Raw genomic sequence first — 16719 nt, 5'->3', positions numbered from 1 at the left:
AGAGTAAATATGCTTAATTACAATTCAAGGAATCAAAAAATCTAAATGCTCACCTGCTATGCTAAGTAGTTCCGTAGGAGTACCTTGTAGTTTTAATTGTCCAGCTTCTAACAGGACAATCCAATCTGCGCGTTTAATCACTCTTGGACGATGACTAATTAAAATAGTAGTTTTCCCTTGACGATAAGCGAGTAATCGATCTAAAACTAAACTTTCACTAATGGGATCTAAACCTGCTGTAGATTCATCTAAAATCAAGATAGGAGGATTAGTGACAATACCTCTAGCTATGGCTAATCTTTGTTTTTGTCCACCGGAAAGATTCGCTCCAAATTCACCTAAAATAGTTTGATATTTTTCAGGTAATTTACTAATAAAATTATCTGCATCTGCAACTTGACAAGCTGTGACTATTTGCTCAAAATTAACTTGAGGACAACCAAGAGATAAGTTATCTAAAATAGAACGACTCCAAAAATGTGCATCTTGAGGAATTAATACTATTTGTTGACGTAAGCAACTAGGATTAATATCAGAAAGGTTATAGTGATGAATGCGAATATTACCAGATTGGGAATTATATAAACTAGCAATTAATTTAGCTAAGGTGCTTTTACCACATCCAGATTTACCGATAATTGCAATCACTTTTCCACCCGGTAAAGTTAGAGAAAAATCCTTTAATAAATCAACTCTACCCGCATGATGAAAATTGATATCTTTACAAATAAGATCCGCGTTGTCGGGAATATTTACAAAAGGCTTTTGACTAACTTCAGAAAATTCAGGAGTCGAATTAATTACCTCATTTAATCTTTCAGTTGCAGCTTGAGCGCGAGCAAAATCAGTAATGAAGCGAACGCAGGTATTTACTAATCCAAGAATATTGGTATTTAAACTATTAAAAGCTAATAATTGACCAATAGAAAGTTCTCGATTAATAACTAAAATACTCCCATACCATAGGAGAATAATCCCACCAGCAGTAGAAATCCAATTAGAAAAGATGGTATTTATTAAAACGATTTGGACAGTGAGAAACATTAAATTTGACTGTCTTCCGTAGCGAGTTTGAAATTCTTGCCAAAATTCTGGTGCAGCATTGGTAGTTTTCACAACTAATGCACCTTTAAAAGTCTCTACTAATACACCTTGATTTTCAGAAGCTAAACCCAGAACGGTGCGGATTTTTTGTTGTAAGCTAGGGAAAGAAAGGACAGTAGAAAAAGTCATAATCATAGCTACAAATATTGAAACTAATGTCAGTTGAGAACTGTAGAATAACATCAAAATTAAGGAGGTAATTGCAATTAATAATTGACTTGGTAAAATTACCCCAACTTGAGAAACCAATTGATTAATAGTTTGAATATCTCGTAATCTACTTACCACTTCACCACTGCGACGAGATTCATAATAAGACAATGGTAAACGTAAAATATTTCTAGCAAATTCCCATACTAAATCTAATTCCAAACGATGAGCAAAATGGGATACTAAATTACCTTGAACCCATTGTAAACAGCTACTAATAAAACTCATTGTTAATATTCCCAGTGCAATACCTGTGAGTAATTGGGTATCTCCACGTACTAAAACATCATCAGTGAGAATTTGAATCAAAAACGGTGACAACAGGGAAAGTAACCCGACGACAAAATTTAATAATAAAGCTTCTGCAAGGATCAAGCGATAGTTTAAAAACCGCTGTATCAGTGCTTTAAAACCTCCTATTTTTCCCCGATCATCTGGTTGTTCTAGAAAATCTACACGGGGTTCTAATAGTAGCATTACACTATTCGTCCAGCCCTTTAGCAGAGCTTCTTTTGTTAAAGTTCGCACACCAACTAAAGGATCAGCAATGATATATTTTTGATTTTTTCGCCCATATAAAACAGTCCAATGATTCCCTTTCCAATGAATAATTGCAGGTAGAGGAATTTGTTTTTTATCTACTAATTCTAATGCAGCTTTCACACCACGTGCATTAAATCCTAATACCTGCGCTCCTTGTTTAAGATTGAGTAATGTTGTTCCTAATTGTCCTGTTCCAGAGGCTTCACGAACACGGGTAATTGTAAATAGTTGTCCGTAATATTTAGAGATTGTTGCTAAACAAGCTGGTCCGCAATCTTCTTCGTTATGTTGTAAAATTATTGGATATTTCATTTTGATCACACAAAGGCAAAAAGGTGTAAAGATTAAGATGATTGTTTGGGCGGTTCAAGCAGGAGAATGGAAGGGATAATTTGGGGGTAAGCAAGGCGTAAAAGTCCGTAACCAATACCAGCTAAACCTGTCATTAATCCTGGGGTTTCTAGTCCTAATGGGACACCACAAAGAAAGTTATTTTCTTGGATATCGTCTAATATTTGAGAGGCAATTTTTTCGGTTTGTTGGAAAATTTCTGGATCATTTAATATGCTATTGGCTATTAATAATAAGTCAATATTTCCTAAGTCTCCGTGACAGAGACAATGGTTGTCACCAAATCCTTGTTTTATGGTAGTTTGGATGGCAGTTGTAATTTCTTTATACATGATTAAGTCGGGTGTATTCTCTGTCATACTTAAACGTCCTAAGCCAATTCCCGGCGCACCACTACACCATGCTGTCATGAAACTATTTTTTTCCTCTTTTATCCGTAAATCTATCCAGTTATTGGTTGTAGGGTCAAAATGACTGCGTTCGTAGTTAATTGCTGCTGTGGCTGCGGTTTGAAATTCTTGGTTTCCAGTCGTTACGGCTAGTTTTCCCAGCGCCCAAGCAAAGCCAGCACTACCATGTGCAAATCCGGTTAGGGGTTGATTTCCCCCTGCTGGAGATATCCAACCAATACCAGTATCTGTAATTTGGGCTTGGGTAAGGAGGTGTTCACCACATTGTCTGGCGACATCAAGAATGAACTGCTCTGGAACGATTTGGTATAAACTGAGTAAGCTACCAATGCAACCAGCCGCACCAGTAATTATATCTAGTTGTTTATCTTGGGAAATTAAGGGGGGAATTTTTGCTACTAAGGCAACTGCATCTGCTATTAAGTCTTTTCTTTGCCATAATATTCCTAAATGGGTATATGTGTAAATTATTCCTCCCCAGCCACTAAAGCCACCTATGAATTTAATTGAGTCTCTTTTGAGTTGCTGTTTTAGGGTTTTTATGGCTGCTTGGGCTAGGTTTGTATAAAGATGATTTTGGGTAATTTCTCCCAAATATGCTAGAAATAAAGCTACACCGGGTATACCTGCATATAAGTCTGTTCCCAAGGGTGCTAATGTCCATTGCTGATTGGGAGTAACGCTTAAACCCATCCAATTAACAAATTTACCGTTGTTGTGTGCGAGGAGTTCTAAACGGTCGCCAATTTTACAGGCTATTTCTAAGAATTGGTCTTTCGTTGTTGGGATTATAGTGCTTATATTACAGGCTTTTTTGCCTAATCTAATTTGATGGTTATCCGCAGTTTTACTCATTTCTAAAGTAGCTAAAGCTGCTTTAATAAACCATGTTTGTCGTTGTAAGTCTTTTTCGCTGAAATTATTCAGGCGATGATGTACTAATTCTATTCCTGATTGGTTGAAAAAGTTAGAAATGTGTAAGCCTGTTTCTTGATGGTATAAATCGCGGGAATGAGGATATGTGGTAAATAAGGGAATGTCGCTTTTCCACAATGCGTTAATTTCTGCGGAAATTATTTGACTCAGTTGCGGACGGTTTTCTACATCTATCCACAGTTTATCAAATAAGCGATCGCGCTCTAAGGCATCTCGTAAAAAATCTGGGTGATAACTTTCCCTCAGCAATAAAGCATAGACTCTACTAGCACGCATTACCACACGCACTTTATCTTCTGCAAACCGGGCTAAAATATTGAGTAATTCCTGGCGATGTTGTAATAAAATTCGGTAAACAGCAGTAAACCCTTCTGTAATAGCGGCTGTATATTCTTGTACATTAATTTCCTGTTGATTTAGTTGAGGGCGATTTTGACTACCTGCGATAACAGCCTGTTGACGTTCAACCCGCATGATATCTGTCCCGACCTGCACCAGTTTTGGGACTTTTTCTGGTGTTAACTGTCCCCCAGCACCTCCCAAACCACTCATATCTATTCCCGCTGCTTCAGTATTTCCCCAGACTGGCTGTGGTAGTAAACCAACTTGCAATACTGAATCTGCAACTATCTCTCGATCTAGAGTATCTGCTGCTGTACCTTTATAATTACTACGGGGATGAAATAAAGATTCTAAATCAATTAAAATGGGATGTTCTCCCGCTGCAATCAAGTTTTCAAAGTGAAAGTCCGTAGCTTCCAAAGCATATAATAATGCTAAATAGCCACCTTGACGTTGATAAAATCTTTCTACTTCCTCTGCTGAATCACATTCTTGAAAGCTCACAAATTCTACCCAACCATAATTATCTCGGTTGAGAATTTGTAAAGTCTGAAAAGCTGGTTTAAAGCCTTTTGCATTTAACCATGATAGCAGTTGTTGAAAATGCCCATCTATGGCTAATGATCTCGGTTTATAAACTAGCTGCCAACCACTTGCAAATGTTAGTATAGTAACTGACTTACCATTATTATGGCTATCACCTTTTCCCCGATTGACTTTGATTAATTTTCCTAGCTTGGTTGGTGACTGAAATTGGTAACAAATATCTACCCAATCATGAGAAAGATGTTGAATCAATTCTATGCTATTTTCTACCCAGCGATTAATTTCTTCTAGGACTTGTCTAGCTAAAACTGGGTATTCTTGCCACAATGCTAATTGTACTTCGGGATTTCGTAACCGTTGTATAAAGCTATAAAATCTTTCTTGGGCATTATCACCTGTTAATAAACCTTGTAATCTAGCTATATTCACTTCTAATACTAAGGTTGCATTCAGCATTAATAGCAGCTTTTCTGGTAATCCCTCTAATAAAACATCATGAATATCACTTAAAGTTTCAGGAATATTTTGTATATTATTTAATCCAATTTCTAATTTAATCATACCTTGAACAAGGAAAGGTGCGATCGCCTTCAAAAACCCAAAATTAGGATGTGTGCATAAACTAGAATTAGACAGCACAGTTGTAATATCTTTTTCGCCTAAATATTCATAAATTTGCTGAATTTCTTCCACCCATGATAAAGGTATCGGTGCTACAGATTGTCCCAAAATACGACAAAACTCCTCTTCTGTTATTCCCTCAGTTACCAACTTCTGAGCAAATAAACTCGAATTAGCAAAGCTTGATGCCGATTTCCAGCGTTGAAATCGTTTATATCCCAACTCAGAATCATATCCTAACTCTTCCGAATTGGCTACAATCCTTTCCTTCAATGACATAGCCCGAAACCAAGCAGAATCTTGACAGTTGACTTTTTTCATCACGTGACTCGATAAGTGTTTACACAAATACTTAACTATGATAATAATTATCATTATCTGAGTATTTGTGTAAAGTAGATCAGATGAGGGTGTATCAGTGAGGATGTGATGTTAAAAATTTTCTTAGGTTTAGTCTTAGCAACCCCAGTAGTTTTGATTTCGCCGGTAGCATGGGCTAGTGAAATAGCAGAAAACGATGATTTAGCACAAGTAACCTCCGTCTCTCAGTTGTCTGATGTCCAACCTACAGATTGGGCTTTTAGTGCTTTACAATCTTTAGTAGAACGATATGGTTGTGTAGCAGGTTATCCCAATGGAACATTCCGGGGAAATCGTGCCATGACTCGTTATGAGTTTTCCGCTGGTTTAAATGCTTGTCTAGATAGAGTTAATGAGCTAATAGCCACAGCTACTGCTGATGCAGTTCAAAAAGAAGATTTAGCGACTATTCAACGGCTACAAGAGGAATTTACCTCAGAATTAGCAACTTTACGAGGGCGGGTAGATGCAGTAGAAAGCCGCACCGCAACTTTAGAAAGTCAGCAATTTTCCACAACTACCAAACTTTCCGGTGAAGCGATTTTTGCCATTACTGATGTCTTAACTGGAGATAGTGATCCTTTCAACGTTGGTGTCCCCCGCAATAGCACTATTTTGGCTAACAGAGTCCGCCTCAACTTAGTCAGTAGTTTTACAGGTCAAGATGAGCTAAAAATTAGACTCCAAGCTGGTAGCACTCCACATCCCCAAAGGGCTGGCGGGTTTCGCTATGGTGCAGATCCCTTCTTAGCTTCCTTAGGAAGTAGACAAACCACACCAGAAGGCGGACAAACCTTTAACCAAGAGTTCCCTGATACAGCCGGTAGTGTAGAATTAGGAACTGTTAGTTATAAGTTTCCCATAGGTAAAAAAATACGCGCGGCTGTGTTTGCCAATCGAGGAGAACACGTAGACTATTTACCGAATGTATTCAGTACAGTTGGTGATGAAGATGGAGGTTCTGGTTCACTTTCTACCTTTGCTCAATATAGCCCCATTTACCGCCTTGTTTCCCAAGGTGCGGGTTTGGGCTTAAATTATCAATTGAATCCCGCTATTAACTTGAGTTTAGGATACTTAGCCCCAAATGCTAATAGTCCAGAAGGTTTAACACCCGATAGCAGCAACGGGACAACGGCTGGAGGCTTTTTTGATGGTCGGTATTCAGCTTTAGCGCAATTAAGTATCCAACCCACCAAAAATTTAGCTTTTGGCTTAACTTACGTCAACGGTTATACCGCAGGAACACCCACCTTCCTCAATGATGTGGGAACAATTTCCGCCAATTCACCAAGTTTAATTTCCGATAATGCTAGACGAGAAATTAACGCTTACGGTGTAGCGGGGTTGTGGCGAGTTTCTCCCAAGTTTGCCGTTAATAGTTGGTTTATGTATACTAATCAACAAGGTAAATCCGCAGGAACAGATAACGAAAGTGCTGATGTGTATAGTTATGCCATCACCCTAGCCTTTCCTGATTTGGGTAAACAAGGTAATCTGGGAGGTATTGTCGTCGGTGTTCCCCCTTATGCTACTCGTTCCGGTGTCGTTCCCTTATATAGACCATTTTTAGGTGGTGCAAGTGATGTAATCAGCACTATCCCTAATCGCACCACACCGTTGCACTTAGAAGCTTTCTACAAGTATCAACTAAATGATCATATCTCAATTACACCAGGTGTAATTTGGTTGGTTGCGCCTAATCAAACCAATAATAATCCTGATGTAGTTGTTGGTACGGTGAGGACTACTTTCTCGTTTTAAACTGAAGTTCCCTCATGTTGTCGTTCACGGTATATTGCGGGTGAAAAAATTTTAACTTTAGCAATAAACTGCGACAAAAAAGCCCACCTAAGTGGACTAAGAAAAACTAAATATTTTTAACCCGCCCAGGCGGTCACTGAGCTTGCCGATAGCGTAGCGTGGCGTTAGCCATAGTGTGGGTTTTGCCTGTCTAGACGCGGTTTCTAACCGCCCAATTACTCAATATGCGTAGCCTAAAACTCTTGTAGGGACAATTCATTAATTGTCCCTATATGTCCCTATATTCTTTTTTGGAGATGTCTAATGATGGTGATGGTGGTGAGTAATAGCTGATTCTGAATTAACAGCCATACCTTCAGTTTCCATCAATTCTGCTATATGTGCATTTGCCCATTCAGCAACCATAGCTAAAAATTGGGGATCATCATTAACACAAGCCATCTGTAAATAATCTACATCTGGATGTTGTTTTTCCAAATCATGAATAATGTGATGCACATCTAACAAAGTTTCATGATTTTCTGTCGCAAAACCAATGGGCATAAATAGCAACGCCTTTGCACCCAATTGAATCAAATTTTGAGCAGCTACTGTAGCATTTGGTTGAGTCCATTCAATTAACGGTGTGTCATGGTTCAACCAACCCACAGAAATTAACGGATAATTGTTAATTAACTTGTTTCTAACTAACTCATACATGGCTTGACTTTCATCAATTCCCGAAGTAAAACCTTTCGCTTTGTGGGGACAACCATGATTCATCAAGATAATCCCAATTTGCGAAGGTAAATAACCCGTAGCCAAATCAGTATGAATTTTTTCTTCTACCAAATGCGCCATTAAATCAATATATTTTGGCTCATTGTAGAACGAAGGAATATATCTTTGGGCTTTGATCCAATGTTCATCACCATCAGCTAATTCTACCAGAGCATTATTTACTTGTTCAAGAGCAATACCACTGGTAAAAATGGAATCAACAACCAATAATGGATAAATCAGCAGTTTGCTAAAGCCTTGATCTTTAATTTCGGCTAAAACTTGATTTGGTAAAAAAGGAGCGCAAAAGTTAAAAGCTTTGAAAACTTGAACACCATTACCCCATTTATGTTGTAACTCGTGTTCAATACCCGCTCTTTGTCTTTCAAAAATGGCATTATGAGGGGAGATAAAATCATGATGTGTGTGTCCCCATTCATGACGATCAAATAATGCCAAAAGTTTGGCTAAAGGGGGATAAATCCAAGTAGGAACAGGAGCGAATTTAGCAGTTAGTAAATTTAAAGCTTGTTCGTTATAGTTAGCAAAATCTTCGTAGCTTTCGACTTCGCCATAGCCCATCAGTAACACGGCTACACGGTCTTTACTGGGTATATGCTCGTGGCTATGGGTAGCGTGCAGTTTTTCCGGGGTTGCAACCACAATGAGTTCCTCAAGATAACTAGAACAGGGAGACAAGCCTAGACAATTACTAGATGATCTCTCTCAATTTGTAGCATAATATCCTATCCGGGGGGATAGGATAAAATAAATTTAAATCTTTTAAAGAATTACGTTCTTTGTTCCTCAACGGTCAATTAAATTTTAAACCTAAACCACCCGGATATTTAACAGGTTCTAAACTACTATAGGAATCCGGTTTGATTGTTGTTCATTATACTGAGACTCAATCGTTGATTCGATGGGGTTTACGGTTTACAGCTTGTTCAAAAATCAAATAGTAGCCCTATATGTCTCAAACTGCGCCAATATCTCCAGACAATTTTACTAATGTTCCTATCCCACCATCTAAGCAGCAGAAGGGTAAAAAACCAATTCCTTTGTTATTGGGGTTGTTAGTTGTGGGAGGTGGTATTAGTTATGCAGTGTGGCGAACTCAACCACAAAAAGCAGTAGATACACTGAAACTAAGTGGCAGAATTGAAGGTTATGAAACCGAAATTGGGATTAAGCGTTCGGGAAGAATTGAGTCAATTGCTTTCCGAGAAGGGGCTTATGTTAAAAAGGGACAAGAATTAATTAAATTAGATGACAGTAATGATCAATTATTACAAGAACAATTAAGAGGAACTGAGGCTAGGATAACATCTGCACAATCTGATGAACAACAGGCAATTGCAGATGTGGATAGGGTGCAAAGTGAAATTGAACAAATTAATAGTCAAATTAGGGAAGCAAAACTCAATTTACAGCAGTCGGAAGGGGATACCCAAGGACGAATTCAACAGGCAAAATCTAACGTAGCCGCGGCTAAGACTCAATTATTACAAACACAAGCCCAAGTTAAGCAAACAGAGGCAGAAGTAAAATTAGCGAGAATTAACCGCGATCGCTATGGACAGCTTATCAAAGAAGGTGCTATTAATCAACAGCAATTTGACCAATCACAAACTACATTAGATACAGCCATAGCCACCCTAGAAGCCCGTCAAGCATCGGTAAATGCCACACGAGAACAATTAAGTGCTATCCAAGGGGCATTAACCCAAACCAAGACCACAGGCTTCAATCCTGGTATTCCCAACGCCCAGTTAATTCATGAAATTGGCACTCCAGCGGCTTTACGCAACCATTTAGGCTTACATCGTTTGGAAGTAAAAACCGCTAATTTGGAAATCAGCGAGAAAATTCTCTTGCAGAATTTACATACAAATGTAGTTGATGTGCAAACTTTTGGCGATAGCGAAGCGCTCCGTAGGAATCGCTTGGATGTTTTAGTGGAAGATATAACTATAGGTGAAACCCAAGTAAATGAATTACTAAAACAATATGATCCCAATATTGAACATGGTGAACCCACTTTAGAAAATGTCTTTGTTACTCGTCTGCGACAACAAGGTTCTGCACCACCATTTTTACAATTTCCTCGTTCTCGTGGCGGAAATAAAAGTCAAGAAATAAATGAGAATATTCATAGAGAAAAAAATTCTTCCCTATTACCCATTACCAATTACCAATTACCATCTTCACAAATTGCTATTTATGCGAATAATCTCAATCGGGTCTTTGGTAAATTTCAAGCTGTTAAAAGTGTTAATATTGAAGTGCGTTATGGGGAAATATTTGGGCTTTTAGGGGCAAATTGTGCAGGAAAAACCACCACAATTAAAATGTTATGTGGATTATTAGCAGCTAGTGGAGGAGAAATTTCTCTCGGTGGAGAAACCGGAAATTTGCGAAGTGCCAAATTAAGAAAACGCATTGGTTATATGAGTCAAAAATTTACCCTTTATGACGATTTAACAACTTTGCAAAATCTAGAATTTTATAGCGGTGTTTACAGCGTTACCCGCAAACTTAGAAAAGAAAAAATTGATTGGGTCATATCTACCTGTGGGTTAGAAGGACAAGAAAATATGCTAACGGGACAATTACCAGGAGGTTGGAAACAACGGGTTGCTTTTGGTGCTTCTGTTATGCACGAACCAGATATTTTATTTTTAGACGAACCAACATCTGGAGTAGACCCTTTAGCACGTCGTCAGTTTTGGAAACTAATCAATGATTTTGCGCGAAATGGTACAGCAATTTTAGTCACAACCCATTATTTAGAAGAAGCTGAACAATGTAACCGGATGAGTTTTATGGTAGCTGGAGAAATCGCGGCTGAAGGTTCACCCAGTTATATTAAAGATTCTCAACCAGGAAAACTCATAGAAATTATTGTTAATCAAAATCAAGCTGCTTCTAAACTATTAAAACAACAATTTGATGCTTGGAGAGTTTCTATTTTTGCGAATAGTTTACATATAGTTCTTGACAATCCAGAAGTAGCAATTGCCCAAGTAATGCAGCTTTTAAAATCGGCAAATTTTACAATTTTAGGTTTGGTATTTTTTAATGTCTCACGACGAATTTTAAGCAAAATGCAAATTAGTGATTAGTTTAGTTGTCAGTTGTCCGTTGTTATTTATTCGACTATTCACTGAAGATTTGCGAAAATCCCTTTCCCTAGTACCCGACGCTTCAACGCTACTATTCTAGGTCGCGCACCTTGACCTGAAAAACCTAACCCTTCGCGGAAAATTTCAGGCATATAAAACCTATCTATGTCCTCTTTAGCTGTATCTTCATAAATTACACCCATTTCTTCTAACATTCCCATGGTTTGCTGATCAATATTGAATTTTTCTACAGCAAAGGGTATTTTGCGTTCAGACTGAGGAGGTAGAGTTTCTTCTACCCATGTTTTGAAAGTTGGATATTCTTCCTTAGCTTCTTTTACTTTTTCTTCACTACATGGTTTTAAAGCGCGGCGAATAGCTTGAGGGGGTAATAGCCGACTTGTAGACCACTTTTCAAACTGTATTTCTTTAGCATTATCTACTGTGATCTTCGCCGCATAGTACAAAAAGCGGACAATATCTCTGGCCTGAAGTCTGCCCTTAAAATCTGTTAAAGCTGCAAATACCCAAGAAGCTGTGTAGGCTTCTTTGGACTTTTCTGCCCCTAGTCTTTTACCCCATAGCTTTTCTAATTCAGCTACGAGATTCTCTTGACTGAGACTGTAAATACTATCTTTACTATCTTTTTTTGCACCTATAACATTAGATTCACTACAAATCCAATAAACTAACTTCAAAAAAGAATCTTCATTCCAAGATAAATCATAAGAACGGTAAAGATTTTCAAATTGTCTCAAATTTTGAGTAATTGTGTACCTTAGAAAATCACGACGCAAGAAAATTATTATACCAAGATGAGATTGCCTAATTTCTGACAATTTCTTTGGCAAATCATCAATCAAGGTTTTTAAGGCTTTCTGCTGTTGATCATTAGAGGCAATCTTAGGGAAAATATCTTCTAACCCATCAAACAAAAAGATAATCTTTAATCCTTTATTTTTTAAATCTTGATTTATGCTGCTAAGAGTATTAGGAGTATCTAAATTTTGGTTAATGGCTATAGCTCTGGCAATTTCATTCACCCAAAATTTTGTCCATTGTAGTTCATCCCAATTTTGCTCTGTAAGTGCCGTTTTAATCCTATCGGTATACTCTGAATGTACAAACTCAGGAACATTCACACCTAGAACTGCTCTAACCTCATTTCTGGCTTCACTAATTACAGTTTTTGCTTTATTTTTAAGGTTACTCGACTCCAGGAAAGGCAATATATAGGTTTTTGTTTGAATTGAGCTAGTTTCATTCTTATCAATAGAATTCAAAAATTTTCCCCAATATTTAAAGCGTGAAAGTTGGATATAATTAAAAGTTTTTCCCGCACCTTTCGCTCCAATTGATATTACATGAGGTAATTCATCTCGAAAATTAGTTGCTAAATTTTGTAAAGGTTCTGTTATTAGTAAATCTTCACCTTCTCCTGATTCAGCAAGTTCATACTTTTGACATAAATCTCTCAGCCTTGTAACTTGTTGTTCTTGTCGTGATTTTATGTCTCCTTTGTCTTTTGTAGTTTGTACTTCCTTTTCAGCGTTGATTAATTGTTGGCTTGCCCAATCTATAGCTTTTTCAATTACCGTAGTCTCTTTTAATTTTGAGCGGGCATCTTCCCAGTTATGGATATACAGTAATTTCTCATTAAAATCAGTTTCTTGAGTATTTAATCTAGTATCTATTAACGTAGGCTCTTTAGATTGTACATAATTAGACTCTAAGTCAGTTGTAGCATTAATATAATTTGGTAATTCCTTAAATTCTGTTTTTAGCATACTAATAATGATGGCTGGATCATAGTATATTTTTTTATTAACTTCCTCTTTTGATGGAGCAACTTTACCAATTTGTTTTAAAACTAAACTTGTACCTCTAATAGATTGATCATTAATTGTTGTCACAAGGAAACGCTGGATTCTGGGATCAAAAATTATAGGACTAGATATTTCACTTAAACCTGCTCTCAAATCTATAAAAACATAATCTACACCTAAAATTTCACCTAAATGATGAATAGCATTACCGTATTCCCATGTTCCATCTATACCTCTGACTAAATGTTCAGGTAAAATAGGCATATCTAATAATTCATTATCTTTTAGAAATGCGGGTAAAAAATAAACTTGTGAATTTCCTTCATGTTTCACTGATTTTTTTACTTCGTTAGCAAATAAAGCAAGTGCTTCTTCTCTATCAATTGGTGAATAATGATAAATTTCTAAAAAATTAATAAATGAAACTTCTGGTTGTTTTCTTTTTGACGATTCATTCCAGTATGTAAGACCAGGAGCTTCTAAATCCGCATCAATTACTAAGACTTTTATAGACTTATTTAACTCTTTAGCTCTATCTAGCAAAGCAAAAAGATGGGCTGCTAAATTTAATGTTCTGCCTACACCACCTTTAAAAGAATAAAAAGCTATTAAACTAAGTTTTTCCGTATATGGTTCTGGTAGCTTAACTATTTTTTTGATGGCGGTTTCTGTTTCTGAATCACTTTCTAGATAAGCAATTTCTTCCCAAAAAGGACGTACTTCAATATCAGTTATATAAGGTTCTTCTTCAGAGATAAATTCTACGGGTAATGTAGCATTACTAACATCAAGTTGAATCATAGACTCTTCTTGCTGATACGAATCCTCAAACCATTCTTTTAATACGTCATTGACTTTATTTATACAATTTTCATCAGAAATATTTATTTCTACAGCATCAGAAAAACACCTAATACTTACTATGTTCTCTGGTAAATTAGTCCCATAGTTAGTTTTGCGGCGAAAAATTCTTCTAATATCAAGCCAAGTCAGTAATTTAAAATCTTTCATAGTCCTTGAAGTTCTTTTTTAATCAATTCAACAATGTTTAACAATTTTTTTTCTATGTCTTCGTCTGTTATTTTTTCCCGTTTATTCTCACTCTCATCTTTTTTTAAGATGAACTTCCCTCCATAGCGCCAAATCTGGTTAATGTCATCAGGCGTTAATTGTCGTTCTTGTTTTATCTTAACATAAGAATTATCCTGAATATCTTGAATAAATAACTGTTTTGGTAGTTTCCAGATTTGCAATGAATTATTGCCAGGGTATAAACATTCTAACAACCCATTTATATCATGCCCCTTTTTTAATATTTCTGGATATAAATCAGTACGATTTACTTTCTTTTTCTTCATCAACACTGCTTTTAAACCACATTCAACAGCATAAAATAATAATAAGCGGTGGGCATTAGTTCGGACTCCATTATGATTATGATAGGCAGAAGAATTTTCACGCCATGCTCTTTGCATTTCCCTGTCTGTAAAAGTTATCTTCATTCCCGTTAACCAAGATATTACTCAGTTATTTTACGTCAAAATCGCGCCACCTATTAACCGCTCATACCTATACTTCAACTCATCCTGCATTAATGTCAAACACTCCATAATTGATACAGTTTTAATAAACCAAATATTTCTGCGTGACTCCTGCTACTGAAGTTTACTTCTAGTCAATTCAATACTGATTTTGCCGCTAAAATCAGGAATAGGTGCAGCGGTTTTACTGAGAATAACTTGTACTTGACTAATACCATCGCTATCCTCTAGAATACCATCAGCTATAGCCCCAGCTAGTCTTTCCACCAACGCAAACTTTGAGGTTTTCAGCAATTTTTGCACTAAACTAATTACGCGCCGATAATCTATAGTATCTTCAATATTATCTGTTTTAGCGGGTTGGAAAAGATCCAACCATAATTTAACATCTACCTCAAACCATTGTCCTAAGGCCTGTTCTTCTGGTAAAAATCCAGTATAGCCATAGCCGCGAATTCCTGTTAAATGAATACAGTCCATAATCTCTAATCAATGCAACTTACTTTTAATAATCTTAATCTTCTTTGGTGTTATGTATTAACAGAAACCCTCAAACGTTTGGGTTTAAAATGCGCTGTTATCTGTCCTGGTTCTCGTTCTACAGCATTAACTGTGGCTTTTGTCCAACAAATACCGCATATTGAAGCAATTCCGATTTTAGATGAACGTTCGGCGGCTTTTTTTGCCTTGGGACAAGCAAAAGCAACGGGGAAACCTGTAGTATTAGTTTGCACTTCGGGAACTGCGGGGGCAAATTTTTATCCAGCAGTAATTGAAGCTAGAGAAAGTCGCGTCCCTTTGTTAATATTAACCACTGACAGACCAGCAGAATTACGAGATTGTCATTCAGGACAAACTATTGACCAAGTAAAATTATACGGTAATTATCCCAATTGGCAAGGGGAATTAGCTACACCTTCTCTAGATGTGGGAATGTTAGATTATCTCCGGCAAACGGTAATTCACGCTTGGGAACGTTGTCAATTTCCCAATTCTGGCGCAGTACATTTAAATATACCTTTTCGTGACCCTCTCGCGCCCATTCCTGATGGTACAGATTTTACCTTAGATGTGGAAGATTTCTTTGCGGGAATAGTTTCCACCCCATTACCAATTACCAATTACCAATTACCAATTACCAATTACCAAAAAGGGATCATTATTGCTGGTGTAGCCCAACCACAAGCCCCGGAAGAGTATTGTAGAGCGATCGCTAACCTAAGTCAATCTCTCCAATGGCCTGTTTTAACTGAAGGACTTTCCCCTGTCAGAAATTACACAGACTTAAATCCCTATTTAATTTCTACCTATGACATCATTCTTAGAAATCAACAACTTGCCAAAGAATTATCCCCAGAAATCGTAATTCAAATTGGAGAAATGCCCACAAGTAAAGAATTACGCAATTGGTTAATTACTACTAATCCTCAACGTTTGATAATTGATAATTGTGATCAAAATTTAGATCCTTTACATGGAAAAACCACACATTTAAGAATATCAGTAACAGAAATTGGTAAATTGGAAATTGAGGAATTAGCAAAAAGTGAGTATTTACAAAAATGGTGTATAGCAGAAAAGCAAGTTAGAAAAAATATTGATGATTATTTTGAAAATGTAGATGAATTAATCGAAAGTAAAACCGCTTGGTTAATTTCCCAAAACCTAGCACCAGAAACACCCCTATTCATTGCAAATAGTATGCCAGTGCGAGATGTAGAATTTTTCTGGAAACCCAATAATTTAAGAATTAAACCTTATTTTAATCGGGGTGCAAATGGTATTGATGGTACTTTATCCACTGCTTTAGGAATAGCACATCATCAGCAAAGTAGTGTAATGCTAACAGGAGATTTATCTTTATTGCATGATACCAATGGTTTTTTAATTAAAAATAAATTTATTGGACATCTAACGATTATCTTGATTAATAACAATGGTGGGGGAATTTTTGAAATGTTACCCATTGCCCAGTTTAATCCACCTTTTGAAGAATTTTTTGCCACTCCTCAAAATATTGATTTTGCTCAATTATGTGCTACTTATAATGTGCAATATCAGTTAATTAATTCTTGGGAAGAATTAAAAGATAGCTTAAAGCAATTACCAAAAATAGGAATTAGGGTTTTAGAAGTCAAAACAAATAGGAAAAGAGATGTGATGTGGAGAAAAGAAAATTTAGTAAAACTTAGTAATTGGTAAGTAGTTCAAATATTTAGAATATTCAGATCCCCGACTTCTCCAAGAAGTCGGGGATCTATTTTTAAAACAGATTTCCATA

9 protein-coding genes are annotated in these 16719 nt (G+C 36.7%); 3 read left to right on the top strand and 6 right to left on the bottom strand.

What is annotated here, in order from left to right; all coding sequences use genetic code 11:
* Nucleotides 1–24: 24 nt before the first annotated feature.
* Together HGD76_RS14155 and HGD76_RS14150 are read right to left on the bottom strand one after the other, a co-directional pair.
* Nucleotides 25–2169 carry a peptidase domain-containing ABC transporter gene (locus tag HGD76_RS14155; RefSeq protein ID WP_168696172.1) on the bottom strand — a complete coding sequence of 715 codons (2145 nt, stop codon included), beginning with the start codon at nt 2167–2169 and terminating at the stop codon, nt 25–27.
* 32 nt (nt 2170–2201) lie between these two features.
* On the bottom strand, nt 2202–5384 hold the full coding sequence (locus tag HGD76_RS14150; RefSeq protein WP_168697447.1) for a type 2 lanthipeptide synthetase LanM family protein: 3183 nt from the start codon (nt 5382–5384) through the stop codon (nt 2202–2204).
* A gap of 108 nt (nt 5385–5492) precedes the next feature.
* Between HGD76_RS14150 and HGD76_RS14145 the strand changes: the two genes are divergently transcribed.
* A complete protein-coding gene (locus HGD76_RS14145; RefSeq protein WP_168696171.1) occupies nt 5493–7187 on the top strand; it encodes an iron uptake porin in 1695 nt (564 codons plus the stop codon).
* A 300-nt stretch (nt 7188–7487) separates the two neighbouring features.
* Here the strand turns inward: HGD76_RS14145 and HGD76_RS14140 are convergent, their stop codons facing one another.
* Nucleotides 7488–8609 carry a ferrochelatase gene (locus HGD76_RS14140; protein WP_168696170.1) on the bottom strand — a complete coding sequence of 374 codons (1122 nt, stop codon included), beginning with the start codon at nt 8607–8609 and terminating at the stop codon, nt 7488–7490.
* 308 nt (nt 8610–8917) lie between these two features.
* Between HGD76_RS14140 and HGD76_RS25435 the strand changes: the two genes are divergently transcribed.
* A complete protein-coding gene (locus HGD76_RS25435; protein WP_168696169.1) occupies nt 8918–11071 on the top strand; it encodes an ATP-binding cassette domain-containing protein in 2154 nt (717 codons plus the stop codon).
* A 38-nt stretch (nt 11072–11109) separates the two neighbouring features.
* Here the strand turns inward: HGD76_RS25435 and HGD76_RS14130 are convergent, their stop codons facing one another.
* The 3 genes from HGD76_RS14130 to folB all read right to left on the bottom strand — a co-directional run bounded on the left by HGD76_RS14130 (nt 11110) and on the right by folB (nt 14918).
* The gene (locus HGD76_RS14130; RefSeq protein ID WP_168696168.1) at nt 11110–13908 is read right to left on the bottom strand and encodes a ParA family protein; all 2799 of its coding nucleotides are present in this window, start codon (nt 13906–13908) and stop codon (nt 11110–11112) included.
* On the bottom strand, nt 13905–14399 hold the full coding sequence (locus HGD76_RS14125) for a hypothetical protein (protein ID WP_168696167.1): 495 nt from the start codon (nt 14397–14399) through the stop codon (nt 13905–13907). Before HGD76_RS14125 ends, HGD76_RS14130 begins: the two co-directional genes overlap by 4 nt.
* Nucleotides 14400–14552: 153 nt before the next feature.
* A complete protein-coding gene (gene folB / locus HGD76_RS14120) occupies nt 14553–14918 on the bottom strand; it encodes a dihydroneopterin aldolase (protein WP_168696166.1) in 366 nt (121 codons plus the stop codon).
* Nucleotides 14919–14930: 12 nt separating this feature from the next.
* On the opposite strand from folB, the gene menD reads away from it, so the two are divergent.
* Nucleotides 14931–16640, top strand: a complete 1710-nt coding sequence (gene menD / locus HGD76_RS14115; RefSeq protein ID WP_168696165.1) for a 2-succinyl-5-enolpyruvyl-6-hydroxy-3-cyclohexene-1-carboxylic-acid synthase — start codon at nt 14931–14933, stop codon at nt 16638–16640.
* Nucleotides 16641–16719: the final 79 nt, after the last annotated feature.

This window comes from Dolichospermum flos-aquae CCAP 1403/13F, assembly GCF_012516395.1.
GTDB lineage: Bacteria > Cyanobacteriota > Cyanobacteriia > Cyanobacteriales > Nostocaceae > Dolichospermum > Dolichospermum lemmermannii.
Note: the sequence above shows the minus strand (reverse complement) of the source record. Positions and strands in the feature narration are given on the sequence as shown.